Source organism: Nocardioides sp. CFH 31398 (assembly GCF_022436705.1).
In the GTDB taxonomy this organism is placed as follows: Bacteria; Actinomycetota; Actinomycetes; order Propionibacteriales; family Nocardioidaceae; genus Nocardioides.
In genome coordinates, this window is sequence record NZ_JAKUHT010000003.1 from 338238 (window position 1) to 364486 (window position 26249).

General features: G+C 73.1%; 27 protein-coding genes and 2 tRNA genes. 8 read left to right on the forward strand and 21 right to left on the reverse strand.

From position 1 onward, the window contains the following. Positions 1-28: 28 nt before the first annotated feature. Positions 29-784 carry a DUF881 domain-containing protein gene (locus MJ876_RS03975; RefSeq protein ID WP_240234770.1) on the reverse strand — a complete coding sequence of 252 codons (756 nt, stop codon included), beginning with the start codon at positions 782-784 and terminating at the stop codon, positions 29-31. Between the two features lie 109 nt (positions 785-893). On the opposite strand from MJ876_RS03975, the gene MJ876_RS03980 reads away from it, so the two are divergent. Then, entirely contained in the window at positions 894-1532 is a 639-nt protein-coding gene (locus tag MJ876_RS03980; RefSeq protein WP_240234771.1) for a cell division protein CrgA, read from the forward strand. A gap of 230 nt (positions 1533-1762) precedes the next feature. On the opposite strand, the gene MJ876_RS03985 is transcribed toward MJ876_RS03980, so the two are convergent. Both MJ876_RS03985 and MJ876_RS03990 read right to left on the reverse strand, forming a co-directional pair. After that, on the reverse strand, positions 1763-2596 hold the full coding sequence (locus MJ876_RS03985; RefSeq protein WP_240234772.1) for a rhomboid family intramembrane serine protease: 834 nt from the start codon (positions 2594-2596) through the stop codon (positions 1763-1765). 131 nt (positions 2597-2727) lie between these two features. Further along, positions 2728-3249, reverse strand: coding sequence for a peptidylprolyl isomerase (locus MJ876_RS03990; RefSeq protein ID WP_240234773.1), 522 nt, complete (start codon positions 3247-3249; stop codon positions 2728-2730). 147 nt (positions 3250-3396) lie between these two features. Between MJ876_RS03990 and MJ876_RS03995 the strand changes: the two genes are divergently transcribed. Next, positions 3397-4269 (forward strand): hypothetical protein, encoded by an 873-nt coding sequence (locus MJ876_RS03995; protein ID WP_240234774.1) that lies wholly within the window; start codon positions 3397-3399, stop codon positions 4267-4269. Positions 4270-4363: 94 nt separating this feature from the next. On the opposite strand, the gene MJ876_RS04000 is transcribed toward MJ876_RS03995, so the two are convergent. The 18 genes from MJ876_RS04000 to dnaA form a co-directional block, all read right to left on the reverse strand. Continuing rightward, positions 4364-5383, reverse strand: coding sequence for a 1-acyl-sn-glycerol-3-phosphate acyltransferase (locus tag MJ876_RS04000; protein ID WP_240234775.1), 1020 nt, complete (start codon positions 5381-5383; stop codon positions 4364-4366). Beyond that, positions 5380-6228, reverse strand: a complete 849-nt coding sequence (locus tag MJ876_RS04005) for a patatin-like phospholipase family protein (protein ID WP_240234776.1) — start codon at positions 6226-6228, stop codon at positions 5380-5382. The genes MJ876_RS04000 and MJ876_RS04005 overlap by 4 nt, the downstream gene beginning before the upstream one ends. A gap of 4 nt (positions 6229-6232) precedes the next feature. Beyond that, the gene (locus tag MJ876_RS04010; RefSeq protein WP_240234777.1) at positions 6233-6640 is read right to left on the reverse strand and encodes a DUF3817 domain-containing protein; all 408 of its coding nucleotides are present in this window, start codon (positions 6638-6640) and stop codon (positions 6233-6235) included. After that, on the reverse strand, positions 6637-7458 hold the full coding sequence (locus MJ876_RS04015; RefSeq protein ID WP_240234778.1) for an SURF1 family protein: 822 nt from the start codon (positions 7456-7458) through the stop codon (positions 6637-6639). Before MJ876_RS04015 ends, MJ876_RS04010 begins: the two co-directional genes overlap by 4 nt. A gap of 37 nt (positions 7459-7495) precedes the next feature. After that, the gene (locus MJ876_RS04020; protein WP_240234779.1) at positions 7496-7942 is read right to left on the reverse strand and encodes a hypothetical protein; all 447 of its coding nucleotides are present in this window, start codon (positions 7940-7942) and stop codon (positions 7496-7498) included. A gap of 114 nt (positions 7943-8056) precedes the next feature. Then, the gene (locus tag MJ876_RS04025; protein WP_240234780.1) at positions 8057-8743 is read right to left on the reverse strand and encodes an AmiS/UreI family transporter; all 687 of its coding nucleotides are present in this window, start codon (positions 8741-8743) and stop codon (positions 8057-8059) included. A 26-nt stretch (positions 8744-8769) separates the two neighbouring features. After that, a complete protein-coding gene (locus tag MJ876_RS04030; protein WP_240234781.1) occupies positions 8770-9990 on the reverse strand; it encodes a hypothetical protein in 1221 nt (406 codons plus the stop codon). 128 nt (positions 9991-10118) lie between these two features. Next, positions 10119-10191, reverse strand: a tRNA-Ala gene (locus MJ876_RS04035). Between the two features lie 44 nt (positions 10192-10235). Continuing rightward, a complete protein-coding gene (locus MJ876_RS04040) occupies positions 10236-10367 on the reverse strand; it encodes a DLW-39 family protein (RefSeq protein WP_240234782.1) in 132 nt (43 codons plus the stop codon). A gap of 38 nt (positions 10368-10405) precedes the next feature. Then, positions 10406-10479, reverse strand: a tRNA-Ile gene (locus MJ876_RS04045). Positions 10480-10610: 131 nt separating this feature from the next. Continuing rightward, the gene (locus MJ876_RS04050; RefSeq protein ID WP_240234783.1) at positions 10611-11345 is read right to left on the reverse strand and encodes a DUF3566 domain-containing protein; all 735 of its coding nucleotides are present in this window, start codon (positions 11343-11345) and stop codon (positions 10611-10613) included. Further along, positions 11345-14119, reverse strand: coding sequence for a DNA gyrase subunit A (gyrA, locus tag MJ876_RS04055; protein WP_240234784.1), 2775 nt, complete (start codon positions 14117-14119; stop codon positions 11345-11347). Before gyrA ends, MJ876_RS04050 begins: the two co-directional genes overlap by 1 nt. A 77-nt stretch (positions 14120-14196) precedes the next feature. Next, a complete protein-coding gene (gyrB, locus tag MJ876_RS04060; protein WP_374202455.1) occupies positions 14197-16359 on the reverse strand; it encodes a DNA topoisomerase (ATP-hydrolyzing) subunit B in 2163 nt (720 codons plus the stop codon). Between the two features lie 305 nt (positions 16360-16664). Beyond that, complete coding sequence (locus MJ876_RS04065) at positions 16665-17267, reverse strand: DUF721 domain-containing protein (protein WP_240234785.1); 603 nt, start codon at positions 17265-17267, stop codon at positions 16665-16667. Next, positions 17260-18453, reverse strand: coding sequence for a DNA replication/repair protein RecF (gene recF, locus MJ876_RS04070; protein ID WP_240234786.1), 1194 nt, complete (start codon positions 18451-18453; stop codon positions 17260-17262). Before recF ends, MJ876_RS04065 begins: the two co-directional genes overlap by 8 nt. Before the next feature lie 12 nt (positions 18454-18465). Beyond that, positions 18466-19383: a phosphogluconate dehydrogenase (NAD(+)-dependent, decarboxylating) gene (gnd, locus tag MJ876_RS04075; protein ID WP_240234787.1), complete on the reverse strand. Its 918-nt coding sequence runs from the start codon at positions 19381-19383 to the stop codon at positions 18466-18468. 42 nt (positions 19384-19425) lie between these two features. Beyond that, positions 19426-20592, reverse strand: a complete 1167-nt coding sequence (gene dnaN / locus MJ876_RS04080; protein WP_240234788.1) for a DNA polymerase III subunit beta — start codon at positions 20590-20592, stop codon at positions 19426-19428. Between the two features lie 372 nt (positions 20593-20964). After that, complete coding sequence (dnaA, locus tag MJ876_RS04085; protein ID WP_308192556.1) at positions 20965-22596, reverse strand: chromosomal replication initiator protein DnaA; 1632 nt, start codon at positions 22594-22596, stop codon at positions 20965-20967. A gap of 471 nt (positions 22597-23067) precedes the next feature. Between dnaA and rpmH the strand changes: the two genes are divergently transcribed. The 6 genes from rpmH to rsmG all read left to right on the forward strand — a co-directional run bounded on the left by rpmH (position 23068) and on the right by rsmG (position 26208). Next, the gene (rpmH, locus tag MJ876_RS04090; protein ID WP_240234789.1) at positions 23068-23205 is read left to right on the forward strand and encodes a 50S ribosomal protein L34; all 138 of its coding nucleotides are present in this window, start codon (positions 23068-23070) and stop codon (positions 23203-23205) included. Beyond that, positions 23206-23577 carry a ribonuclease P protein component gene (gene rnpA, locus MJ876_RS04095; RefSeq protein WP_240234790.1) on the forward strand — a complete coding sequence of 124 codons (372 nt, stop codon included), beginning with the start codon at positions 23206-23208 and terminating at the stop codon, positions 23575-23577. Beyond that, positions 23574-23828 carry a membrane protein insertion efficiency factor YidD gene (gene yidD, locus MJ876_RS04100; protein ID WP_240234791.1) on the forward strand — a complete coding sequence of 85 codons (255 nt, stop codon included), beginning with the start codon at positions 23574-23576 and terminating at the stop codon, positions 23826-23828. Before rnpA ends, yidD begins: the two co-directional genes overlap by 4 nt. A gap of 37 nt (positions 23829-23865) precedes the next feature. Continuing rightward, a complete protein-coding gene (gene yidC / locus MJ876_RS04105) occupies positions 23866-24885 on the forward strand; it encodes a membrane protein insertase YidC (RefSeq protein WP_240234872.1) in 1020 nt (339 codons plus the stop codon). Between the two features lie 77 nt (positions 24886-24962). Continuing rightward, positions 24963-25529 carry a R3H domain-containing nucleic acid-binding protein gene (locus MJ876_RS04110; RefSeq protein ID WP_240234792.1) on the forward strand — a complete coding sequence of 189 codons (567 nt, stop codon included), beginning with the start codon at positions 24963-24965 and terminating at the stop codon, positions 25527-25529. Between the two features lie 10 nt (positions 25530-25539). Continuing rightward, positions 25540-26208 carry a 16S rRNA (guanine(527)-N(7))-methyltransferase RsmG gene (rsmG, locus tag MJ876_RS04115; RefSeq protein ID WP_240234793.1) on the forward strand — a complete coding sequence of 223 codons (669 nt, stop codon included), beginning with the start codon at positions 25540-25542 and terminating at the stop codon, positions 26206-26208. Positions 26209-26249 lie beyond the last annotated feature (41 nt).

Genomic DNA, 26249 nt, shown 5'->3' on the forward strand with positions numbered 1-26249 from the left:
GGGGACGCCTCGTCGGCGAGCGGGCGGACTAGTCCATCGGCTCGGCGTACGAGGTGGTGACGACCCCCTCGTACGGAGGGGCGGTCAGCTCGGCGTCGAGCTGGACGTCGTACCCGACGGCGACGTCGGGCCGTGCGGCATCGATCCGGAAGTCGGTGACGGCGCCGTCGGCGTCCAGTGACGCCGCCATGTCGTACGCCGGGCCCACCGCCTCGATCGTGTAGGGCTCGGGGAAGACGAGGCCCTGGAGCTGCACCACGGAACCCGCGCACTTGATGCCCGTGGTCGACACGATGCGGCGGCCCTCGAGCGTGATCGCCTCCGCGCCGCCCCGCCACAGCGCGTTGACGACGGCCTGGATGTCCTGCTGGTGGACGACGAGCCGGTTCTTGTCCATCTCGGAGGTCTCGGCGACCTCGTCCGGGGCGTCGGCGAGCGTCACGGTGAGGCCCTCGCCGGTCACGGGCTCCAGCCCGGCCGCGCCGCGGACCCGTGCGGATCGGTCGCGGTAGCGCCGGGCCGTGGAGTCCGACCCGGCCCGGCCGAGGTCGGCGACCTCGTCGGTGAGCTCACGGGCGCGGTCCTGGAGGGCGTCGACCTCGCGGTTCTCCGCGCGGACGACGGAGGCGAGGTCGGCGTACCGGCCCGGGCGGAGGTCGGTGCCGCCGCTGTTCGCGGCGCTGGTGACGACGAGCCCGCCGCAGACCGCGAGGGCCAGCGGGGTCGCCCAGCGCCAGCCGCGGGAGCGGCCGGTCCGCGGGCCCTCGGCGGGTGGCTCGGTCACGGCGACTACGCTAGCCCGACGGGTGTGACGTGCGTCCAGGGCGCCGAGCGGTGCCGAGCGCGGCCCCACGTCCCCGACGCCCCGGCAGCACACGAGGAGTGACCCAGGCATGTCCGACGAGAAGTCCGACAAGACGACCGACGCCGAGTCGACCCCCGACGACGCGAGCACGTCGACCGCGGCCGACAAGGCCACCCCGGTGAGGCGCTCGACCCCGACGAGCAAGGGCGCCTCGGGGAACCCCGCGGAGGCCGGCCGGACGGCGACCGCCGAGAAGAAGGTGCGGCGCCCCCGGCGGGACAAGGACCCGCTGAAGGGCGACGACCCGTTCGGCGCGCGGGCCTGGCGCTCCCCCCGCTTCCTGCTGGGCACCGTGCTCGCCCTCGTCGGCATCGCGTGGCTCGTCTACTACTACGTGCAGGTCCGGCCCGACGGCACGGGCGCGGAGCCCGGTGGCCCCGCCTTCATGGGCGACCTCGCCCGCTACAACTACCTCATCGGCTTCGGGCTGCTCATGCTCGGGCTGGTCGTGCTGGCCCACAAGTCGACGCCCCTCGGGCGCGGTCGCGGCGTCGTGGTCGGGATGCTGGGCTGCTTCCTCGTCGGGCTGGTCTGGATCTGCACCTTCTACGTCATCACCGACGACCTGTCGGCCGTCCCGGTCTTCAACGACCTCGGCCAGTTCAACCTCGTGGTCGGCATCGCGTTCATGGCGGTGGGGTTCACCTACGCCACGAAGTGGGAGTGACCCGCTCCTCCCCGGCCTCGACCCGGCCCCCAACCCCGGCCCCAGAGCCCTCGACCCCGCCCGGCGCACGCCGGGCGGGGTCGTCTGCTTCTCCACACCGGTGGACATCCCTGTGGAGGACTACAGCGGTGTGATTCTCCACAGCGGTGGAGAACCGTGTGGAGAACGACAGCCGTGTAACTCGTCCACACCGGTGGACAACACTGTGGACAACCGGGCGCCGCCTGGGCTCAGCGCAGCAGCAGCACGCGGACCACGGTGGCCGCCACCAGCAGGGCCGTGACCAGCACGAGGCCAACCGCCTGGTAGGTCGTGCGACGCCGCCGCGGGGCGTGCACCAGGACGGCGGCGACGAGAGCGCCGCCCACGAGCCCGCCGAGGTGGCCCTGCCACGAGATGAAGCTGCTGCCGACGACGGTGATCAGCACGTTCACGCCGAGCAGCGTGAGGATCGGTCGCACGTCGCCACCGACCTTCAGGCCGACGACGAGCAGCGCCCCGAAGAGGCCGAAGACCGCCGTCGAGGCACCGACGGTCGCCCCGGTCGGGTCCGACAGCCACAGGACGGCCACCGAGCCCGCGAGGCCCGACAGCAGGTAGAGGGCCAGGAAGCGCAAGCGACCGAGCGCGAGCTCGAGCTGGGGCCCGAGGACCCACAGGGCGAGCATGTTGAAGGCGATGTGCCACCACTCGAGGTGGGTGAACATGCTGGTGACGAGCTGCCAGGGGGCGCCGTCGGCGACCCCGGCGATCCAGTCGCCGTCCCCGTTGAGCCGCGAGCAGGCGGCGGAGGACGTGATGGACGGGTAGTAGTCCGAGGGGGTGCTGGCCGAGCGGCAGTAGCCGTCGGGCATGAGGGCGAGCAGCTCGTAGAGCCGTCCACCGCGGCCGCCGGTGACCAGCAGGGCCAGCCACACCGCGACGTTGATGCCGATGAGCGTGGCGGTGGTGGCCGTCGGGTTGCCCGGACGGGTCCCGCCGTACGGCGTGCGACCGCTGCGGGTCGCCTTCGCACCCTCCTTGACGCAGTCAGGGCACTGGAAGCCGACCGACGCGTCGCGCATGCAGTCCGGGCAGATCGGCCGGTCGCAGCGCTGGCAGCGGATCCAGGTCTCGCGGTCCGGGTGCCGGTAGCAGGCCGGACCGGAGGGCGCCCCCGAACCCGAGGGCGCCCCCGCGGAAGCGGGCGGCTCGGTCAGGAGATCTCGACCGACTCGATCACGACCGGGTCCTTGGGACGGTCCATCGCCCCGGTCGGCGTGGTGGCGATGGCGTCGACGACCTCGCGGGAGGCCTGGTCGGCGACCTCGCCGAAGATCGTGTGGCGGTTGTTCAGGTGCGGGGTCGGCCCGACGGTGATGAAGAACTGCGAGCCGTTGGTGCCCGGGCCGGCGTTCGCCATCGCGAGCAGGTACGGGCGGTCGAACTGCAGCTCCGGGTGGAACTCGTCCTTGAACTGGTAGCCGGGGCCGCCGGTGCCGGTGCCCAGCGGGCAGCCGCCCTGGATCATGAAGCCGTTGATGACCCGGTGGAAGCCGAGCCCGTCGTAGAACTTGCCGGTGGTGGTCTGGCCGGACTGCGGGTCCTTGTACTCCTTGGTCCCCGACGCCAGGCCGGTGAAGTTCTCCACCGTGGCCGGCGCGTGGTTGCCGAAGAGGGTCACCACGATGTCGCCCTTGTTCGTCTTCAGCGTCGCGGTGGCGGTGCCGTCAGTCATGTCGTCCTCTCGCTGGGGGGCCGCGTGACCCGTGCGGGACGCGGCGTGTACGCCGAGATCCTCCCACGCAGGACACAATGCGAGCACCGGCGATGCAGTGGGGTACGGCATGATCTAACGAGCCACCGACGTCACCAGGGAGGGCCCATGGGTCTGCGCACGAAGAAGTCTCCGCTCGAGCAGGCGAAGGAGCAGGCGAGCGACCTCGCCGACACCGTCCGCCCCAAGCTCGCCGAGGCGGCCGAGAAGGCCGCCGACAAGGCCGCCGAGCTGAGCGCCGAGGCCCGCAAGGCCGCCGCCCCCGTCCTCGAGGAGGCGCGCCACAAGGCCGCCGACCTCACCGAGACCGCCCGCGACCGCGCCTCGTCCGCCGCGGACGACGCCCGCGCCACGGCGCAGGCCCGTGTCGAGGACGCCCGTGACGCCGCGCGCAGCAAGGCCGAGCCGTACGTCGCGGACGCGCGCAAGCGCGCGAAGAAGGCGCGGAAGGCCGCCAAGAAGAACGTCGGCCCCTACGCCGACCTCGCCAAGGCGAAGACCAAGCCGCACGTCGACCACGCCCGCGAGCTCGCGGCGCCGCACGTCGCCGAGGCGAAGGCCTCCGCCGCCGAGCGTGCCGCCGCCGGTGCCGCCGTCCTCGCCGCGAAGGCCGACGAGCGCAGCGACCTGGCCGGCAAGACCGCGAAGAAGCTCCGCAAGGAGGCGGACAAGGCGCAGAAGGGCGGCGGCAGCAAGCTCAAGAAGCTGCTCGTCCTCGCCCTGCTCGCCGGCGTCGGCGCGGTCGTCTTCAGCAAGCTCCGCTCCTCGGGCGAGGACAACTGGCAGTCGTCGTACACCCCGACGCCGCCCCCGCCGGCGCCCCGCCCGGTGCCGACCCAGCCCGCCGCGGGCTCGCAGGACGACACCGCCGGCGCCGACCCCGCCGAGGCCGCCTCGGACTCGGTCGACGCCCCGCACCCGGTGACCGACCCGGACCACCCGGCCACCGAGGTCGACGTCCAGGACCCGGACAACCGCTGAGGTCCGCTCCCCCGGGAGCACCACCGCTCCACCGCACACCGGCCCGTCGCGAGGATCGCGGCGGGCCGGTGTCGTCCGCGGGCCCCGTCGCGGGTCAGCGCAACGTCTCCGGCTGGTGGGTGTCGATCCAGTCGTCGATGCGGTCCCACCAGTCGTAGAGCCACTCGACGCGCTCGTCCTGCGTCGTCGGCACCTCGTCGCTGGGCACGTGCCACCACCGCATCACCAGGCGCTTGTCCATCGGCAGGCCCCGCCAGACGTCGGCGACGCCCAGCATGTGGTCGAGCCCGGTGTGGGCCACCCAGACGACGTCGGCCAGCGGGGCGGCGTCCAGCGCGGCCATCAGCCCGCCCGGTCGTGGGGCCAGGACGTGCTCCATGTCGGCGGCCCGCTGGGCCATCCCGTGAAGGCCCAGCGCGTGCAGCCGCTCGATCGCGCGCTCCCGGCGGCCCGCGGTGAAGTTCCCGCCCTCGGGGAAGATCACGAACGCGTCGTTCTCGTCGAGGCCCTCGACCAGCCCCGAGATCTGCGACTCCAGGTCGGCGCCGGGCGCGGGGTTCGGGGTGATGAAGCGGGCGTGGAGCCGGTGCAGGACCACGTCGATCGTCGGGTCCCACGCCAGCGTGTTCTTCAGGACGACGCGGGGCTCGCGGGCGTACCAGTGCATGAGCGCGTACATGAGGAGGAACGAGTCGCCCGGTCCGGCGTGGCGGCAGCACACGACGAGGGGCCGCCCGGGGTGCGCGTCGGGCGCCGGGCCCTCCGTGGCGAGCTCGAGGTGCAGGACGCGGCGCGCCGCGCGGTAGAACACCCACAGCAGGCCCTCGACGAGGTCGTAGTGCACGCCCTCCCAGTACGGCGTCCGGATCCGCGCCCCGAAACCGGAGGCCAGCCACCAGGCGAACATCACCAGCAGCATGAGCGAGCAGCAGGTCAGGTAGGTCAGGGCCAGCCAGAACAGCCGCCAGGCCCGCCAGTGGCCCGGGACGAAGGGCGAGAGCACGGCGGCGACGAGCAGCCACACGGGCAGCGTCGCCCACAGCAGCGCCGTCAGCGCCAGGACGACGGGCGCCAGCACCAGCCGCCGCAGCGCGACGACCAGGCGCGACCTCACGGCCGCACCCCGGCGTCGTCGAGGTAGGCGGCGGCTGCCGCGCGGGTGGCGGTGATGCGGTCCTCGACGTCGGAGAAGTCGCGGTGGGACAGCAGCCGGTCGTCGCGCTCCGACGTGCCCGCCGCGGGCAGCACGTGCACCTCCACGGCGCGCTCGGAGGCCCGGGCCTCCTCCAGCTCCCGGTGGAAGCGGTGCCTCCGGGCGATCTCGAACGACACGCGGGCGACCTCCCACGGACGCCGGGGCACGCTCAGCGGCCGGTCGATACGCCCGACCTGGAGCACGAAGACCCGGGTGGCGCCCTGCGCCACGGCCCGCCCCAGGGGGATCGAGTTGGTGATGCCGCCGTCCAGGTAGTGCTCGCCGTCGACCCGCGCGGGGGGCAGCAGCCCCGGGACGGCGGCGCTGGCGATCACCGCGTCGACGACCGGGCCCGTGGTGAACCAGTGCTCGGCCGCCCGCTCGATGCTGGAGGCGCAGACCTCGAGCCGGACGGGCAGGTCCTCGAGCCGGACGTCGCCCAGCTCCTCGCGCAGGCGGCGCGTCAGCGGGTCCGCGGAGTAGAGGTGGGTCCCGGTGGCCACCGCCCGCCGGACGGTCGCCAGCGGCCCGTCGCCGTACACGTCGCGGGTGGTGGCGGCCTCGCGCCACAGACCGGTCAGTCGCGCCACCACGGCCGGGTCCGGGTCCTGAGCGAGGAGCGCGCCGTTGAGGGCGCCCACGCTGGTGCCCAGGACGAGGTCGGGGACGACGCCGGCGTCCAGCAGGGCGCCCAGCATGCCCACCTCGACCGCGCCGAGGACGCCGCCCCCGCCCAGCACGAACGCCGTGGTCGGGGCGCTCACGGGCTCAGGCCGCCGGCGGACGCGCCGGGGTGGCGAGCTCGTCGGCGTGCTCGGCGCGGACCCGCCTCGTGGCCCGGTGCTCCGCCCAGAACGAGAGCACCGGGACGGTGCCCATCACGAGGGTGACGAGGGTGAAGGGCAGGTCCCAGCCCGCACGTCGGGCCAGGAGGAAGGCGCAGACGAGGAAGATCATGTAGAGCCAGCCGTGGGCGACCCCGAGGATCTCGCTGACGTGGGCGCCGAACTCCTGGACGGGGCTGCCGGGGGTGACCCAGTCGGGCGTGACCGGGATGAACCCCCACATGCTGCTGCCGTCGAAGTTCGACAGGGGCGTGCTCACGAAGAACAGGACGACGAGCAGGACCCCGACGACGGAGGCCATGACCCGGTAGCGCAGCAGTGCCCCTCTCACGAGGACGAACCTACCGGCGTGGGCCCCGCGCCCTGACCCGCGTCCTCGTCGTCGCCCTCCCCCGCCTCCGCGGCGGCCCGCCCGGCGAGGACGGCGTCGCGGGTGGAGCGCCACCACACGACGGCCGCGAAGGCGCCGAACACCCACCACTCGACGGCGTAGAGCAGGTTCTGGAGCCCGGTGAAGGGGCCGACCTCGGCGTTGGCGGGCACCCGGACCGCCTCGAGGCCCGGCGTCGGCTCCGCGGCGACGCCGTACCCGCCGTAGAGGTCGGCCTCGGTGAGCTGGACGGCGTCCGCGATGCGCAGCTGGGGCAGCTCGGCGTCGCTCGGGTCGGGGTCGGCGACCCCCGGCTCCGCCTGAGAGGGCTGCATCCGGACCACGAGGTCCACCGGGCCGCTCGGCGCCTCGGGCAGCCCGTCGGCGGACGGCGCCCAGCCGCGGACGACCAGCAGCTCCGCGTCCGCGGCGTCGACGGCGACCGGGGTGACGGCCCAGACGCCGTCACCGGGCTCGTCCGGGGCGGTGCTGCGGCCGGTGACGACGAGGCTGCCCTCCGGCACCCAGGTGCCCGTGACCTCGAGCGGGCGGCCGAGGGCGTCGGCGGGGAAGCCGTCGTCCGGGCCGACGACGTCCGCGATGGGGCGCGGCGCCTCCTGGGTCAGGTCGACGGCCTGCGCCTCCCGCTCGGCCGACCAGGCGCCCAGCTGCCAGAACCCCAGCGCGACGGCGATCGAGACCAGCACGAGGGCCACGACGTGGGCCAGCAGCAGGCGCGGCGCGAGGTAGTCGCGCGGCGAGGCGGGGCTGCTGGACACGCCCTCGAGTCTACGAAGCGCCCCTGGCCCCCTCGTCTCAGCGCTGCGAGCGTGACCCCGCGCGGGCCTGCACGAGCAGGGCTCCGGAGCAGAACAGGTAGATGGCGCCCGAGGCGAGCGGGCGGGTGTCGCCCCCGACGTCGCCGAACCAGCCGACGACGAACCACGCGCCCAGCGCGGCGAACGCCCCGACGACCAGGCCGTAGCCGAGCCGCACGGTGCCCGGCTGCGACGCCAGCACCACCGCGACCACGCCGGCCACGGTCAGGATCCACCCGAAGGTCTGCGGGCCGACGAGCTGCAGGGGCAGCAGGGTCTGCGTCGTGCTGGTCGGCACCTCGCCCAGGACGTACCCGAACACTCCGACCGCGACCAGCAGCAGCCCGGCCCCGACGAGGACGAGCACCCGCTCCGCGCCCGGCGCCAGACCGCCGCCGGCGCGGCGGTCGACCCGCCCGATCTCGTCGCTGCCGCGGTCCCGCATCTCACCCTCCCCGGCGTCCGAGCTCCGCCACGAGGGTAGGGGACCGGCGGTCGCCGGGGACGGGCTTTCGTGGTCTTCACAGGAAGCCGGGCCGCAGCCCGGACGACGACCGCCCTACACCCGGGCCAGCACGGGCTCCGCCGCGGGCGGCTCCGCCCCGGCCTGCTCCGCCCCGGCCGACTCCGTCGCGGCCGGCTCCGTCGTGGCCGTGCCGTCCGCGCGTCCGGTCGCCGTCCGGACGGCCAGCGGGGTGAGCCCGACGGCGGTGACGACGATCGAGGCCGCGATCGCCCACGCCGGGACGGCGTAGCCCAGCAGGTAGACGAACGCCGGGACGGTGCAGGTGGTGATCGCCATGACGAGCGTCGTCCAGCCGGCCAGCGCGGTCCAGCGGGTCCGGCCCAGTCCGATCACCACGAAGAACATGCCCCACAGCACCGACCACTGCGCCCACAGCAACGCCGAGGCGGCGTCGTCGAAGCGCACGAGGTTGGTCACGGCGAAGCCGACCGCCATGAGCGACACCCACGCGGAGTACCACCCGAGGCCGTTGCCCGTGTAGCCGGCGAGGTTGTTGACGCCGACCCACAGGTAGGTGAAGCCGAACATGAAGACCCCCGACGCGGCCAGGACCTGGTCCGGGTCGGTGGCGGTGGCGATCAGGTAGAACGGGATCGCGGTCTGCAGCGCCCCGACGAACAGGTTAAAGACCCCGGCCGTCTTGGCGTCGACCCGGCCGAGGAACAGCAGGCCGTTGACGAACAGCGCCGCTCCCACGAAGAGCAGTCCCACGGATGACATGTGCGTCCCTCCCTCTCGTCCGCGGCTCAGAAGTAGGCGTTGCCGGGGAAGGACGCGCCGTTGACCAGGTGGTCGCCGATCGCGGAGGACTTCAGGAACGTCGGGTTGTGCGTCGACGCCGTCCTCGCGTTGCGCCAGTGGCGGTCGAGGTTGTGCACCCGCTGCGTCGCGGAGGCCCCGCCGACGTCGAAGAGCTTGGCCGCGGCGGCGTAGGAGAACCGGTCGACGGCCACCTTCGCCTGCGCGGCGGCCAGCTGGGCGGCCTCGGCGACAGCGGGGTCGGGCAGGCCGTCGGTCACCGAGTCGTACGCCGCCTGGATGGCGTCGGCGGCGGCGAGGACGATGGCCTCGGCCGCGAAGGCGTCGGCGGAGATCTCCCCCACCACCTGCAGCACCTGGCGGTCGTCCGCGGGCGAGCCGGTGCTGGCGTGGCTGAAGTTGCGGCCGCGACGGTGGACGAGCGCGACGGCGTCGTTGCGGACGCTGCGCAGGATCCCCGCCGTGACGGCCTGCAGGTAGAGCTGGAGGAACGCCCCCATGTAGCCGGTGGGCTGGTGGTCGGGGTGGCCGAGGTCGAAGACCTCGTGCTCGTGCACCACCACGCCGTCGAGCCGGGTGGTGCCGGTGGCGGTGAGCCGCTGGCCGAAGCCGTCCCAGTCGTCCTCGACGGTGACGCCCTCGCGGTCGATCGGGACGACCGCGCCGGCGATGCGCCGCTCGCCCGAGGCGGCCCAGATCTGGGTGTAGTCGCTGTAGAGCGTGCCCGTGGAGTAGAACTTCTCGCCGTCCAGGCGGTAGCCGCCGTCCGGGTGCGGGGTGAGGGTGGTGTCGAAGTGCAGGCCCACGGCGTGCTTGGACTGCTCGCTGAACCCGTTGCCGACGAGCTTGTCGTCGGTGATGAGGGCGATCCCCCGGGCGCGGGAGCCGGGGTCGGTCGCCACGAGCTGCTGCTCGACGAACCAGAAGTGCGTGCGCAGGATGTGCGCCACGTTGGAGTCGGCCTCGGCGAGCGCGATGAGGGTCTGGAAGAACTCGCGCAGGCTCGCTCCTCCCCCGCCCTCGGCGGTGGGCACGCGCAGGCGGCCCAGCCCGGCCTCCTTCACGAGAGCGATCTGCTCGAACGGCGCGACGAGGTCGCGGTCGCGCAGGTCGGCGCCGACCGAGACGCGGTCCAGCAGCGCCGTCAGCTCGGGTGAGCCCGGGCGCACCGGGGCTGCGGTGGTGGGGCGGTCGTCGATCTGGGTCATCGGGTCTCCTCGGGGGGGCTCTGGGCCTTATCTCGAGTGACCTTATGAACATTGCCGGGTTAGACCCCACCCCGATCCGGCGGGTCTGCCTCCCGGGCCATCGGCACGGCCGACGGCCGCTGCGACGGTGGAGCCTAGGGGACTCGAACCCCTAACCCCCTGCTTGCAAAGCAGGTGCGCTACCAATTGCGCCAAGGCCCCTGGGACGGCCGCCGAGCTGGGCGGCCGGGTGGAGCGAGGGTACGTCAGCGGCGGGCGGGCGCGACCGGGTCGGTCGCCTCGGCCCACAGCGCCTGCTCGGCGCGGCCGTCGTCGTACTTCTTCTTCGCGAACGCGACCCCGATGCCGGCGAGGACGAGGACCATGGCTTTCTTCACTCGGACTCCCGGGGGATGTGTGCAGACGCGACGGAGGGTGGGCCTAACAGGACTTGAACCTGTGACCTCTTCCTTATCAGGGAAGCGCTCTAACCGTCTGAGCTATAGGCCCGCCGTGACCGGGCGCGACGCGCCGTCGATCACGAGCGGCGACACTACCGCACCGCCTGAGAGCGCCCCAAAACGGGCCGTCCCGCCCACCGGACGGGTGGGCGGGACGGTCCTCGTGACGGGCCGGGCGGACTACTTCTCGTCCTCCGCGAGGGTGACCTCGACGCCGCCGAGGAGGGCCGCGGCGAGGTTGTACATGAACGCGCCGAGGGTCGCCACGGCGGTGATGAGGAAGACGTTCAGGATCGTCACCAGCGTCGTGAACGCGAGGATCCGCGAGGTCCCGACGTAGTTCTCCACGTCGAAGCCGGACGACGACTCGCCGTCCAGGACGCTCGCCACCGTCGCGTTGATCGACTCCCACACCCCCGCGGCACCGAGCACCGACCAGACGATGAGGACGGCGACCAGGGTGACGACGCCGAACGCGATCGACAGCAGGAACGACGTCTTGGTCACCGACCACGGGTCGACCCGCGTGAGGCGCAGCCGTGCCCGCCGGGGCGGGCGGGCCTGCGAGGTCCGGCGCGGCTGGACCGCGCGGTTCTCGCCGGTCACCAGCGCGGCACCCGCACCGCGGGACTCGCCCTTCTGCGGGGGACGCGCCGCGTTGCTCACCGCGGCGGCGACCCGCTGCGTGAAGGGCCGCACCGCGGTGTCCTCCCGGCCCTCGTCACGCGATGCCGGCTGACCCTGCGGCGCCTGGGGCGACGGCGGGGCCTGGCGCGGCTGCTCCGGACGGCGGGCCTGCTGCTGCTGGACGGGCGCGGTCGGCGGGGCCTGCTGGGCGGGCGGACGCGGCGGGCGCTGGGCGGTCTGCTGTCCCGGACCCGGGGGTGCGCTCCGGTCCTCAGGGGCTGCGGCCATCAGTCCTCATCCTCCACGTCACTGCCGTCCCCGGCGTCGTCTCCGGCGGTCGAGTCACCGATTGTTGCATCCGGGGTCGACTCGTCCCCATTCCCGAGCGAGTCCCCGGGGGCCTCGTCGGGGAGGCCGGCGGGGTCCCCGCCCGTGTCCTCGCCCGTGTTCTCGTCGGGGTTCTCGCCGGGGACCTCCTCCTCCATGCGGGCCTCGACCGAGCGGGCCACGACGGCGACGGTGTCGGTGCCGCGGGGGCTCACGAACCGGACGCCCATGGTGGTCCGGCCGGTCGGCCGGAGGTTCTCGTCGATGGGGGTCCGGACGACCTGGCCGGCGGCGGTGATCGACAGCACCTCGTCGCCCTCCTCCACGATGAACGCGCCCACCAGGGAGCCGCGGTCGGCGTCGGACAGCTGCATGGTGCGGATGCCGAGCCCGCCGCGCGACTGGAGGCGGTAGTCGCTGATGCGGCTGCGCTTGGCGAAGCCCCCGTCGGTGATGGTGAAGACGTACTGCGGCTTCACGGTCGCGGGGTCCACCTCGGCCACCGGCTCGTCGGGGACTTCCGGGGTCTCCGAGGCCGGGGTGTCCTCGTCGAGGCCGGCGGCGACCTCCGCGGCCACCTGGGCCGCGCGGATCACCGACATCGACAACAGCGTGTCGTCCTCGCGGAACTTCATGCCCGTGACGCCGGACGTCGCCCGGCCCATCGGGCGCAGCTGCGTGTCGTCCGCGCGGAACCGGATCGCCTGGCCCTTGCGGGAGACGAGCAGGATGTCGTCGGCGGCGTCCACCAGCTCGGCGCCGATCAGCTCGTCGTCGTCCTCGCGGAAGTTGATCGCGATGACGCCGGCCTGGCGCGGCGAGTTGTAGTCCGCGAGACGGGTCTTCTTCACCAGGCCGCTGCGCGTCGCGAGCACCAGGTACGGCGCCTGGTCGTAGTCGCGGATCGCGAGCACCTGCGCGATCTGCTCGTCCGGCTGGAAGCTCAGCAGCCCCGCGACGTGACCGCCCTTCGCGTCGCGCGACGCCTCCGGGAGGTTGTAGGCCTTGGTCCGGTAGACGCGGCCCTGGGTGGTGAAGAACAGCAGCCAGTGGTGGTTGGACGTCGCGATGAGGTGCTCGACGACGTCGTCGCCGCGCAGCGACGCGCCCCGCACCCCCTTGCCGCCGCGGCGCTGTGTCCGGTACGCCGCCGCCAGGGTCCGCTTGGCGTAGCCGCCCCGGGTGATCGACACGACGAGGGCCTCGTCGGGGATCAGGTCCTCCATGGACAGGTCCCCGGCGGCCGCGATGATCTGGGTGCGGCGCTCGTCGCCGTACCGCTCGACGATCTCGGCGAGCTCCTCGGCCACGATCCGCCGCTGCCGCGACACGTTCGCGAGGATGTCCTGCAGGTCGGCGATCCGCTCCTCGATCTCGGCGAGCTCGTCGACGATCTTCTGCCGCTCCAGCGCCGCGAGGCGACGCAGCTGCATGTCGAGGATCGCGTTGGCCTGGAGCTCGTCGATCTCGAGCAGCTCGATCAGGCCCCGGCGGGCGTCCTCCACCTCGGGCGAGCGGCGGATGAGCGCGATGACCTCGTCCAGGGCGTCGAGCGCCTTCACCAGGCCGCGCAGGATGTGGGCCCGGTTCTCGGCTTCGCGCAGCAGGTACTCGGTGCGCCTGCGGATGACCTCGATCTGGTGCTCGACCCAGTTCGAGATGAACTGGTCGATGGACAGGGTCCGCGGGACGCCGTCCACCAGGGCGAGCATGTTGGCGCTGAAGTTGGTCTGCAGCTCCGTGTGCTTCAGCAGGTTGTTGAGGACGACGCGGGCCACGGCGTCGCGCTTGAGGACCACGACGAGGCGCTGGCCGGTGCGGTCGGAGGTGTCGTCGCGGACGTCGGCGATGCCCTGGACCTTGCCGGAGTCGGCGAGCTCGGCGATCTTCAGCGCCAGGTTGTCCGGGTTGACCATGTAGGGCAGCTCGGTGATGACCAGGGTGGTGCGGCCGCGGGCGTCCTCGTCGACCTCGATCACCGCGCGCTGGGTGATGGAGCCGCGTCCGGTGCGGTAGGCCTGCTCGATGCCGGAGTTGCCGACGATCAGCGCGCCGTTGGGGAAGTCGGGGCCCTTGATGCGCTCGATCAGCGCGTCCTGGAGCTCCTCGCGGGTGGCGTCGGGGTGCTCCAGCGCCCAGGTGGCGCCGGCCGCGACCTCGCGCAGGTTGTGCGGCGGGATCGACGTCGCCATGCCGACCGCGATGCCGGCGGAGCCGTTGACCAGCAGGTTCGGGATCCGGCTGGGCAGGACGACGGGCTCCTGCGAGCGACCGTCGTAGTTCGGCTGGAAGTCGACGGTCTCCTTGTCGATGTCGCGGACCATCTCCATGGCCAGCGGCGCCATCCGGCACTCGGTGTACCGCATCGCCGCCGCGGCGTCGTTGCCCGGCGAGCCGAAGTTGCCCTGGCCGTTGACCAGCGGGGCCCGCATGACCCACGGCTGCGCGAGGCGCACGAGGGTGTCGTAGATCGCGGTGTCGCCGTGCGGGTGGTACTGGCCCATGACGTCGCCGACGACGCGGGAGCACTTGGAGAAGCCGCGGTCCGGGCGGTAGCCGCCGTCCCACATCGCGTAGAGGACGCGGCGGTGCACCGGCTTGAGGCCGTCACGGACGTCGGGCAGCGCGCGGCCGACGATGACCGCCATCGCGTAGTCGATGTAGGCGCGCTGCATCGAGGTCTGCAGCTCGACGGGCTCGATGCGCCCGCCGGGCGGCGTCTGGGACTCGGTCATTCAGTGTCTCCTGGAGATGAGCGGCGCGAGGGGCGTGGCCCGGCGAGGCGGGCGAGCGACGGTGGGCGCGTCGGTCGTCAGATGTCGAGGAAGCGGACGTCCTTGGCGTTGCGCTGGATGAAGCCGCGACGCTGCTCGACGTCCTCGCCCATGAGGATGGAGAAGATCTCGTCGGCGTGGGCGGCGTCGTCGAGGGTGACCTGCAGCATCAGCCGCTGGTCGGGGTCCATGGTGGTCTCCCACAGCTCCTTGGCGTTCATCTCGCCGAGGCCCTTGTAGCGCTGGACCGGGTTCTCCTTGGGCAGCTTCTTGCCCGCCTCGTGGCCGGCGCGCAGCAGCGCGTCGCGCTCGGCGTCGGAGTAGACGAACTCGTGCTCGGCCGGCTTGTTCCACCGCAGCCGGTAGAGCGGGGGCTGCGCCATGTAGACGTGGCCGTGCTCGATGAGCGGACGCATGAAGCGGAACAGCAGCGTCAGCAGCAGCGTGTTGATGTGGTGGCCGTCGACGTCGGCGTCGGCCATCAGCACGACCTTGTGGTAGCGCAGCTTGTCGGCGTCGAACTCCTCCTGGATGCCCGTGCCGAGCGCGGAGATGATCGACTGCACCTCGGCGTTGCCCAGGACCTTGTCGATGCGGGCCTTCTCGACGTTCAGGATCTTGCCGCGGATCGGGAGGATCGCCTGGATGCGCGGGTCGCGGCCCTGGCGGGCGGAGCCGCCGGCCGAGTCGCCCTCGACGATGAAGACCTCGCACTCCTCCGGCTTCGTCGACTGGCAGTCCGACAGCTTGCCGGGCAGGCCGCCGCCACCGAGCAGTCCCTTGCGGGAGCGCGCCAGGTCACGGGCCTTGCGTGCGGCGACGCGGGCGTGCGCCGCGGCCTGCGCCTTGCGGACGATGTCGCGGCCCTCGTTCGGGTTCTGCTCGAGCCAGGCGCCGAGCTGGTCGTACATCACCTTCTGCACGAACGAGCGCGCCTCGGTGTTGCCCAGCTTGGTCTTGGTCTGTCCCTCGAACTGCGGCTCGCCGAGCTTGACCGAGATGATCGCGGTGAGGCCCTCACGGATGTCGTCGCCGGAGACGCGGTCCTCGCGCTTCTTGATGAGGTTCCAGGTCTCGCCCCACGTGTTCACCAGCGAGGTCAGCGCGGAGCGGAACCCCTCCTCGTGGGTGCCGCCCTCGTGCGTGTTGATCGTGTTCGCGAACGTGTGCACCGACTCGGTGAAGCTGGTGTTCCACTGCATCGCGACCTCGAGGCTCATGTGGTTCTCGACGTCCGCGGACGTCTCGGCCTCGAAGGAGATGACGGTGGGGTTCGCCTTGTCCTTGCGCTTGTTCAGGTGCTCGACGTAGTCGACGAGGCCCCGGTCGTAGCGGAAGACGAACTCGACACCGCCGTCGGCGGCGCGCTGGGGGTCGTCGACCCCGCCGCCGGCCGCCGCGGTCTCGGCGTCCACGGGCTCGCCCTCGATCGCGTCGACGACCTCGGCCGCCGCCGGCCGCTCGTCGCGGACGACGATCTCGAGGCCCTTGTTCAGGAAGGCCATCTCACGGATGCGCCGGGTGATCGTCTCGCGGTGGTGGACGACGGTCTCGAAGATCTCCTCCGACGGCCAGTAGGTGACCGTCGTGCCGGTGCCCTCCCCGTCCTCGAGGGCGCGGACCTGCTCGAGGTCACCGTCCGGCACGCCGAGGCTGAAGGACTGGCGCCACAGGTGTCCGCGGTTCCTGACCTCGACGACGAGGTGCGACGACAGGGCGTTGACGACCGAGACGCCGACGCCGTGCAGGCCGCCGGACACCTTGTAGCCCCCACCGCCGAACTTGCCGCCGGCGTGCAGCATCGTCAGCGCCATCGTCACCGCCGGCATCTCCGCACCCGGGGCGGTGTCGGTGGGGATCCCCCGGCCGTTGTCCTCCACCCGGACGGCGCCGTCCTCGGTGAGGGTCACGACGATGCGGTCGCAGTGGCCCGCGAGGGCCTCGTCGACCGCGTTGTCGACGATCTCCCAGATGAGGTGGTGCAGGCCGCGCTCGCCGGTCGAGCCGATGTACATGCCCGGGCGCTTGCGGACGGCCTCGAGGCCCTCGAGGACCTGGATCGCGGAGGCGTCGTAGTCCGCCGTGACCCGGTTGTCCGACGCCGACGCCGACGACGCCGACGACACCGTGGGTGCCTGCTCCCCCGCGGCGTCCTGCGGCTCGTCGGGGGTGTCGTTCGTTGCGTCGTTGACCTCGGGCACCTGGGCCGACCTCTTCTCGCTGGGCCGGACCTCGCCTCCGGCACGACAAGAGCCGCGGCACGGCTGGGTGCCCCGGCACGACCGGGGCGCCTCGGCGCCAGCGACTCCGATGCGATCCTAGCGCGTCTGAGGCCCTCAGACACGCGACACCACCTGTGGACGCCGGGTGGCGCGGAGCTGCGATACCTCTCAGCGGCCCGGAAACGGTCCGCAGGCCGACGCGGAGCGCCTCCACCTGCCCCCGGTACGACCCACGGGCCTCCCGGGCCGTCTGACGGGCTCCTCCGCCGGGAGGCCGGCGTCGCTCAGCCGTAGGTGTCGCGCGGGCCCCGCGCCCCCCGCACCGACCGACGGCCGCGGGTCCAGGACGGCAGGGCCGGACCCTTCACGTCGATGAGGGTGACGGAGCCGTGGCCGAGCTCCTCGTTCAGGCGCCGGACGATCGTCGGGGCCAGCAGCCGCAGCTGCGTCGCCCAGGCGGTCGAGTCCGTGCCCACCACGAGCTTGCCGTCGGCGAACGACTCCGGGCGGCTGTGCGCCCCCACCTCGGGCCCGACGATCTCCGACCAGCGGGCGAACGCGCCGTGGGCGCGCAGGTCGGGGGCCCAGCCGTGCTCGGCGACCAGGCGCGCGAGGGTGGACTCCACCGTCTGCGGGTCGCGGTCGTCGGGGTGCGCACCGGTCCCGCGGCGCTCGTCGCCCGCGGCCCGTCGCCCGCGACCGGGCCCGCGCCGCCCGGAGGGACCCGACGTGCGGCGCGACTGACCCGTCGTCGGCCTGCCCCGGGTGGTGCGCATCAGCGACCTCGCGAGGTCGAGGCCGTCGGCCTCGTGGTCAGGCCCCTCGTCCCGGCCCGGCTGCGCGGCGACGTCCTCGGGCTCCACGACGCCGTCCTCGTCGTCACCCACCGTCCGGCTCCTCCCCCACGACCGAGGCCGTGCTGACCGTGCCCCCGGCCACGTCGTGGCGCCGCCCGCGCAGCCCCGGCGGCACGTCCTCGGGCACCGCGGCGGTGACGAGGACCTGCTCGGCGCCGGAGACCAGCTCGGCGAGCTGCGTCCGGCGCTCGGCGTCGAGCTCCGCGAACACGTCGTCCAGGATCAGGATCGGGTCGTCGCCGTCGTCGCGCAACAGGTCGTACGACGCCAGCCGCAGCGCGAGCGCCGTCGACCAGGACTCCCCGTGGGAGGCGTACCCCCGCACCGGCAGCCGGAGCGCCTCCGGCCCCGGCCCCGTGCCGAGCGTGAGGAGCAGCTCGTCGCGGTGCGGGCCGACGAGGCTGACGGCCCGGTCGAGCTCCTCGCGGCGGCGTCGGCCGACCTCGGCGAGCAGGGCCGAACCCAGCGCCGACGCGTCGCGGGCCTCGCCCAGCTCGAGCGACGGCTGGTAGGCGATCTGCGCGTCCTCGCGGGTCGCGCCGCGCGCGACCGCGGCGTACGCCGCCCCCACGTGGGGCCGCAGGTCGTCGACCAGGCGCATCCGGGCCGCCAGCAGCTCGCCGCCGGTGCGCGCGAGGTGGTCGTCCCACACCTCGAGCGTCGCGAGCGCCGCGTCGCCCGACGCGGTGCCTGGCCGGTGCCCACCCGCGCGCAGGTTCTTCAGCAGGGCGTTGCGCTGCTTGAGCACCCGCTCGTAGTCGGCCCGGACCCCGGCGTACCGGGGCGCCCGCAGCACGAGCAGGTCGTCGAGGAAGCGCCGCCGCTCCGAGGGGTCACCCTTGACCAGGGCGAGGTCCTCCGGCGAGAACATGACCGTCCGCACCAGCCCCACCAGGTCCCGCGGGCGGGGCAGCGGCGAGCGGTTGACCCGCGCCCTGTTGGCGCGGCCCGGGTGCAGCTCGACCTCGAGGGTGGCCTCGCGGCCGTCACGGACGACGACCGCCCGCACCAGCGCGCGCTCGGCGCCGGCCCGGACCAGCGCCTGGTCGCTCGACACCCGGTGGGACGCCAGCCGCGACAGGTAGTCGATCGCCTCGACCAGGTTGGTCTTGCCCTGGCCGTTGCGTCCCACGAAGGCCGTGGGGCCGGGCCCGAGCTCGACGTCGACCTCGGCGTAGGAGCGGAAGTCGAGCAGGACGAGGCGGACGACGTGCACGCGGGCGCCGGGCTACGGGGCGTCGGGCTCGGGCCCCGTGTCGCCGCCGGGCGCGACGGAGCCCCTGACCGCGTGGCCGCCGAACTGGTTGCGCATGGCGGCGATGGCCTTCATGGCCGGGGAGTCGTCCTGGCGCGAGACGAAGCGGGCGTAGAGCGCGGCGGTGATGGCCGGGGTGGGGACGGCGTTCTCGATGCCGGCCTCCACGGTCCAGCGACCCTCGCCGGAGTCGTCCGCGTAGCCGGCGATGGAGCCGAGGCCCGGGTCCTCGTCGAGCGCGGCGACCATGAGGTCCAGCAGCCAGGACCGGACGACGGTGCCTCCGCGCCACGACCGGAAGACCTCGGTCACGTCGTCGACGACGTCGACCTTCTCGAGCAGCTCGAAGCCCTCGGCGTACGCCTGCATCATCGCGTACTCGATGCCGTTGTGGACCATCTTGGAGAAGTGGCCGGCGCCGACCTTGCCCGCGTGGACGCTGCCGAACTCGCCCTCGGGCCGCAGCGCGTCGAGGGCGGGCTGGACCTGGGCGATCGCGTCCGGCTCGCCGCCGTACATGAGGGCGTAGCCGTTCTCCTTGCCCCAGACGCCGCCCGAGACGCCGCAGTCGACGAAGCGGATCCCCTTCTCGGCGAGGTCCGCGGCGTGCGCCTGGTCGTCGGTCCACCGGGAGTTGCCGCCGTCGACCACGAGGTCCCCGGACGACAACAGGTCGCCCAGGGCGGTCACGGTGTCGTGGGTCGGGCCGCCGGCGGGCACCATCACCCAGACGGTCCGCGGCGCCTCGAGCCGCTCGACGAGCTCGCCGAGCGAGCCGACGTCGGACAGCTGCGGGTCGCGGTCGTAGCCGACGACGTCGTGGCCGGCGGCACGCAGCCGCTCGACCATGTTGCCGCCCATCTTGCCGAGGCCGATCATGCCGATCTGCACGCGCGCTCCCAGGGGTCTCGGGTGTTGCTCGGGGGTCGGCCGCTACGACAGGAGTCGCCGCGGCATCAGCAGGTAGCGGAAGTCCGACGGGGCGGCGGAGGCCGCGGTGCCGTTCGCGTCCGCGCCGTCGCGGGGGACGCCGCTCATGACGACCGGCTTCGACGCCTGCGTGAAGGCCAGCTCCACGACGGGCTCGTCGATGGCGGTGAGGCCGTCGAGCAGGAACTGCGGGTTGAAGCCGGTGGTCAGCGGCTCACCGTCGACGTCCGCCTGGATGGACTCCGAGGCCTGGGCCTCGTCGCCCGACCCGGCGTCCAGCGTGAGGACGCCGTCACCGAAGGCCAGCTGGACGGCGGTGTTGCGCTCGGCGACGAGGGCGACACGCTTCACCGACTCGACGAGCTCGGCCTTGTCGACGCGGGCCGTCGTCAGGTGCTCGGAGGGGAAGAGGCTGCGGACCTTCGGGAACTCGCCGTCCAGGAGGCGGGTGGTGGTGCGCCGCACGCCGCCGGGACCGGTGCCCTCGAACCCGATGATCCCCTCGCCCGTGCCGCCGGTGGCCAGCGCGATGGTGACCTCGGAGCCGACGGTGAGCGACTTGGCGGTGTCACCGAGGACCTTGGCCGGGACCAGCGCGGCGGCCGACTCGTCGGGGCTGTGGGGGTCCCAGCCCAGCTCGCGCTGCGCCAGGCGGAAGCGGTCGGTGGCCAGGAGCGCGATGGAGGTGCCCTCGATCTCCACCCGGACGCCGGTCAGCACGGGCAGCATGTCGTCGCGTCCGGCCGCGGTGACCGCCTGGGCCACCGCGTGGGCGAACACGTCGCTGGCCACGGTGCCGGTGGCGGACGGCATCGACGGCAGGGACGGGTAGTCCTCCACCGGCATGGTCTGGAGGCTGAAGCGGGCCGAGCCGCAGGTCAGCTGCACGCGGGCACCGTCGAGCACCATCTCGACGGGCTTGGCGGGCAGGCTGCGGCAGATGTCGGCGAGGAGGCGACCGGAGACCAGGGCGGTGCCGGCGTCGCTGACGTCGGCGTCGAGGCTCGCGCGGGCCGAGGTCTCGTAGTCGAAGGTCGACAGGAGCAGGCCGTCGTCGCCGGCCTCGATCAGCAGACCCGCGAGCACGGGCACGCTGGGCCGGACCGGCAGGCTGCGGGCCGCCCACGCCACGGCGTCGGCGAGCACGTCGCGCTCGACACGGAACTTCACGGGTCCTCCTCGGGTGCACCCACGGACCGTCTCGTGCGGTCTCGGGGCTTGTGATCCTGCCATGGTCGGCGGGTTGTCCACAGGGCGCGGTCGCCGTGGGGGTTCCGCTCTCGCAGGACGGTGTACGGGGTCTTCGTCGTCATAGCGTCGGTGGAAACTGTGGACAACGGCCGTCCTTGCCGCCGTGCCGGGCCGGCGGGGCGTCGGAGCCTGTGGGCGGGGCTGTGGACGGCGGCCGGGTCGAACTACACGAACGTGTGGAGCGGGCGGGTGCGGCCCCGGTCGTGGGGCGTGACCCACACGCCGCCCCCCGTGTCGTCCGGCGTGGCGCACAGGGCCCTGTGGACGACGACGTGCGCGGACGGGGGCGGCTCAGCCGTTGCGGGCCTGGAGCTTGATGCGGTTGGTGAGCTCGGTGACCTGGTTGTAGACCGAGCGGCGCTCGGCGAGCAGCCGGCCGATCTTGCGCTCGGCGTACATCACCGTGGTGTGGTCGCGCTTGCCGAACTCCTGGCCGATCTGCGGCAGCGACATCGGGGTGAGCTCGCGGCACAGGTACATGGCGATCTGCCGGCCCTGGACCAGGTGGCGCCCGCGGCTGGGGCCGCACAGGTCCTCGATGGAGACGCCGAAGTAGCCGGAGGTCTGGGCGATGATCGTCGCGGCCGTGATCTCGGGCTCGCCGCCCTCGGGGATCAGGTCCTTCAGCACGATCTCGGCCAGCGTCAGGTCGACGGGCTGCCGGTTCAGGTTCGCGAACGCCGTGACGCGGATCAGGGCACCCTCGAGCTCGCGGATGTTGGTCTGGATCTTGCTGGCGATGAACTCGAGGACGTCGGCCGGCACCGTCAAGCCCTCGATGGCGGCCTTCTTGCGGAGGATGGCGATCCGGGTCTCGAGGTCGGGTGGCTGGACGTCGGTGATCAGCCCCCACTCGAACCGGTTGCGCAGCCGGTCCTCCAGCGCCTCGAGCCGCTTCGGCGGGCGGTCGGAGGTCAGCACGATCTGCTTGTTGTTGTTGTGGAGCGTGTTGAAGGTGTGGAAGAACTCCTCCTGGGTCTGGGTCTTCCCCTCCAGGAACTGGATGTCGTCGATCAGCAGGACGTCGGTCTCGCGGTAGCGGCGCTGGAAGCGGTCCGCGCGGTTCTCCCGGATCGCGTTGATGAACTCGTTGGTGAACTCCTCGCTCGACACGTACCGCACCCGCGTGCGCGGGTAGAGGTTGCGGACGTAGTGGCCGATGGCGTGGAGCAGGTGGGTCTTGCCGAGGCCCGAGTCGCCGTAGACGAGCAGCGGGTTGTACGCCCGGCCCGGGGCCTCGGCGACGGCGATGGCGGCCGCGTGCGGGAAACGGTTCGAGGAGCCGATGACGAAGCTCTCGAAGGTGTACTTGGGGTTGAGGCGCGTCTCGTGGGCGGCGTTGCGGGCGCGCAGGTCGCCGGGGCCGTCCGCGGGGTCGGACCGCTCGCCGGCGTCGGTCGCGGCCGCGCCGGCTCCCCCGTGGGAGGTCGTGCGGGACTGGCGGGTCTCCGCGAGGGAGACGACCACCGCGTCGTCCGCGTCGTCGTCCTCCCCGGGCCCGTCGAGGTCGAGGTCGAGGTGCAGGGGCCCGCCGTCACGGGGCCGCTCGGGTGCGGGTCCGGACAGGTCGGCGTGGCGGGAGACCTGTCGAGATGTCGACATGTCGTCGAAGCCGTTCGTCGACAGCGGGTTGCCGCTGACGACCTCGATCGGCGGGTCGGCGTCGTCCTCGCGCTCCAGGTCGGGGTCGACCGTGACGGCGATCCGGATGCCTCGGCCCAGCGCGTCGGACAGGCGCTCCTCGAGGTTGGTGCGCAGCCGGCTCTCGAGGCGGTCGCGGGTGAAGTCGTTCGGCACGGCGACGACCGCGGTGTTCTTGTGCAGCGACACGGGCGCGCTGTGGTGGAGCCACGCCCGCTGGTTCGGCTCGAGGTCGGCGAGGACCGAGCCCCACACGGTGTCCAGATCGGCCTCGTGGTCCACGGCTCTCCTCGTCGCCTCGCGCTGGGCACGACGCCCCCGACCGGGACTCCGCGCTGATCTTCCTGACCGGGACTGCACACCTTTTTCCACAGGTTGTGCAACTCGGGCGAGAAGCCCTCTCACATCCGAGACAGCCTGGCGTGACGCGGGTTCTGATGACGTCGACGGTCGGGCGGGGGAACCTCGAAGACGGCGAACCTAACAAGGAGGTCGGAGGACGAGCAAGGCGTCATCCACAGGCTGCGCGAGTCGGTCCCCGACGGGCGGCGAGGCCGGGCCCGCCGAGGTTTGACCCTGCTTTCGCGGGCCGCGTACCGTGGTGGACCACGCCCCGTGCCAGGGGTGCCTGCTGTGCTGCTCGACCCGGCCCCGGCCGGGACCGCGGTGCGGCCCGGCGCCTCGGTGCACCCAGCACCCTGCCACCACGGCCGGCGCCCTTCCCCGCATGACGCACCGACAACGGAGAGACTCGTGAGCAAGCGCACGTACCAGCCGAACAACCGCCGCCGCCACCGCGTGCACGGCTTCCGTCTGCGCATGCGGACCCGCGCCGGGCGCGCGATCCTGTCCTCGCGTCGCCGCAAGGGCCGCAAGAGCCTGTCGGTCTGAGTGCTCCCCGCAGCGAACCGCCTGACGAGCTCCGCGGGGTTCGACGCCGCAGTGCGGGGCGGCCGTCGCTGCGGCAGCAGGACCGTCGTGCTGCACCTCGGGCCCGGTGACCCGTCGGGCGCGTCGAGCGTGCGCGTGGGGATGGTCGTGAGCCGCGCGGTCGGTGGCGCGGTGGTCCGCAACCGGGTCCGGCGTCGCCTGCGGCACCTCGTGCGCGAGCACGTCGACGGCCTGGGGTCGTCGGCCCCGGGTTCGCGCCTCGTGGTGCGGGCGCTGCCCGCCTCGGCGAGTGCGTCGTACGGCGAGCTCGGTCGTGACCTCGCCCGCTGCCTGGACCGGCTCGTGGTCCCCACCCAGCCGGCCCGCTCGTGAAGCACGTCCTCATCGCGCTCCTCCGCCTCTACCGGGCGGTGATCAGCCCGTTGTACGGCCAGGTCTGCCGCTACCACCCCTCGTGCTCGGCCTACGCCCTCGGCTCCGTCACCGAGCACGGGAGCGTCCGGGGGACGTGGCTGGCGGCTCGCAGGCTGCTGCGCTGCCACCCGTGGGCCGCCGGTGGCTACGACCCCGTCCCCGAGTCCCGCGCGGTGCGCGCGGGCGCCCCCCGCACCCCAGGAGCCTGACGTGATCGAGTTCTTCAGTGCCATCGGCGGCTTCATCATGACGCCGCTGTACTACGTCGTCTCGTTCATCATGGTCGGCTTCCACACCGTGCTGTCGACGTTCATGGACCCCGACGGCGGCGCGGCCTGGCTGCTGTCGATCGTCGGACTGACCATCGTCATCCGCGCGGCGCTGATCCCGCTCTTCGTGAAGCAGATCCGCTCCAGCCGCAACATGCAGTTGATCCAGCCGCAGATCCGCGAGCTGCAGAAGAAGTACGGGCACGACCGGGAGCGCTTCGCCCAGGAGTCGATGAAGCTGTACAAGGAGACGGGGACGAACCCCTTCGCCTCGTGCCTGCCGCTGCTGGTGCAGATGCCGATCTTCTTCGCGCTGTTCCGGATGATCGACCGGGCCTCGCGGGGTGAGCCCCGCGGTGTCCTCGACCAGGCGCAGGCGGTCCAGTTCGGCAACGCGGACCTCTTCGGCGCGATCCCGATCGCCGGCACGCTGATCGACCCCGACCCCGGCGGCACCTCCGTGCGGGTGCTGGCGGTCACGCTGGTGCTGGCGATGACGGCCACGACGTTCCTGACCCAGCGGCAGCTGATGAGCAAGAACATGCCGCCCGAGGCGCTCAACGGCCCCTACGCCCGCCAGCAGAAGATGCTCCTCTACGTCCTCCCGCCGGTGTTCGCGATCGGCGGCGTGGCCTTCCCGATCGGCGTCCTCGTCTACTGGACGACGACCAACCTGTGGACGATGGGTCAGCAGTTCTACATCATCCGCCGGAACCCGGCCCCCGGCACGCCGGCCTTCGCGGCCAAGCAGGAGCGTGAGCGCGAGAAGAAGCTCCGCAAGGGCGAGGCGGTCGAGCCGGCAGTGGAGACGGCCGGCACGACGAGCACGGCCACGGTGACCGAGGCGCCCACGGCGTCGGGGACGCCCGCCGGACGGCAGCAGCCGAAGCGGCAGACCCGAAGCGAACGGACGCGAACGAGCGCGAACGGAAGCAAAGCGGGTGGTGGGTCCACTCCCCCGCGCAAGCACCCCCAGAAGTCGAAGAAGCGACGCTGACGCCCCGCGTCGCCGCGGCCCCGGCCGCGACCCGGAACCCGGCCGCCCGCCCGGCGGCCCGTACCTCGAGGAGCCCCATGGCCACGGACCCCGCCCAGACCGAGAGCGTCGCCGCCGAGGAGACCGCTGAGGTCGTCCCTGCCGCGGACGACGCCACCCCCGGCGGCGGCGACCGCCCCTCGCGCACCGAGAGGCTGGAGGCCGAGGGGGACACCGCGGCCGACTACCTCGAGGAGCTCCTCGACATCGTCGACCTCGACGGCGACCTCGTGATCGGCGTCGAGGGCGACCGCGCGGTCGTCTCCATCGTCGGCGAGGGTCTCGAGCACCTGGCCGGGCCCGACGGAGAGGTGCTCGAGGCGCTGCAGGAGCTGACCCGGATGGCGGTGCACCGGGAGAGCGGTGAGCGCTCCCGCCTGATGCTCGACGTCGCCGACTTCCGCGCCGAGCGTCGCTCGGCCCTGGTCGCGCTCGCCGAGAAGGAGATCGAGGGCGTCCGGAGCTCCGGGGAGGCCGCCTCGCTCGAGCCGATGTCGGCCTTCGAGCGCAAGGTCGTCCACGACGCCGTGGCCGCGGCCGGCCTGACCTCGGAGTCCGAGGGCGCGGAGCCTCGCCGCTACGTGGTCATCCTCCCTCCGCGGTGACCTCGACCCGATGACCGAGGTGGGCGCTCCCCCACCGGGCGCGGAGCGCGTCTTCGGCGACCGGACCGCCCTCGCCGCGGCGTACGCCGAGCTGCTGGCCACGGCCGGGGTGGAACGCGGCCTCATCGGTCCGCGGGAGACGGCCCGGCTCTGGGACCGTCACCTCCTGAACTCCGCGGTCCTCGCCGAGGCCGTGCCCGAGGGCAGCCACGTCGTGGACGTAGGCTCCGGGGCCGGGCTCCCGGGGATCCCCCTCGCGATCGCCCGCCCGGACCTCCGGGTGACGCTCCTGGAGCCCCTGGAGCGTCGGACCGTCTTCCTGACCGAGGTCTGTGCCGACCTCGGGCTGGACACGGTCTCCGTCGTGCGGGGCCGGGCCGAGGACCATGCGCACGAGATGGCGGACGTCGTGACCTCCCGCGCCGTGGCACCACTCCCCCGGTTGCTGACGTGGAGCCTCCCGCTCGCCCGGGTGGGCGGTCAGGTGCTGGCGCTCAAGGGCTCGCGGGCCTCGGAGGAGGTGCGCGCCGTCCCCCGCGCCGCGTGGGGTCGCAGCGGCGCCGCTGAGCCGGAGGTCCTGGAGGTCGGGGCCGGGGTGGTGGACCCGCCCACGACACTGGTCCGGGTCGTGCGGCTGCGTGCAGCCCGAGTACGTTTGTCTGGCCGCTCGTCGGCCTGAGCCGGCGCCCCCGCGCCGCGCCGTCCTGTTGCTTCGACCTC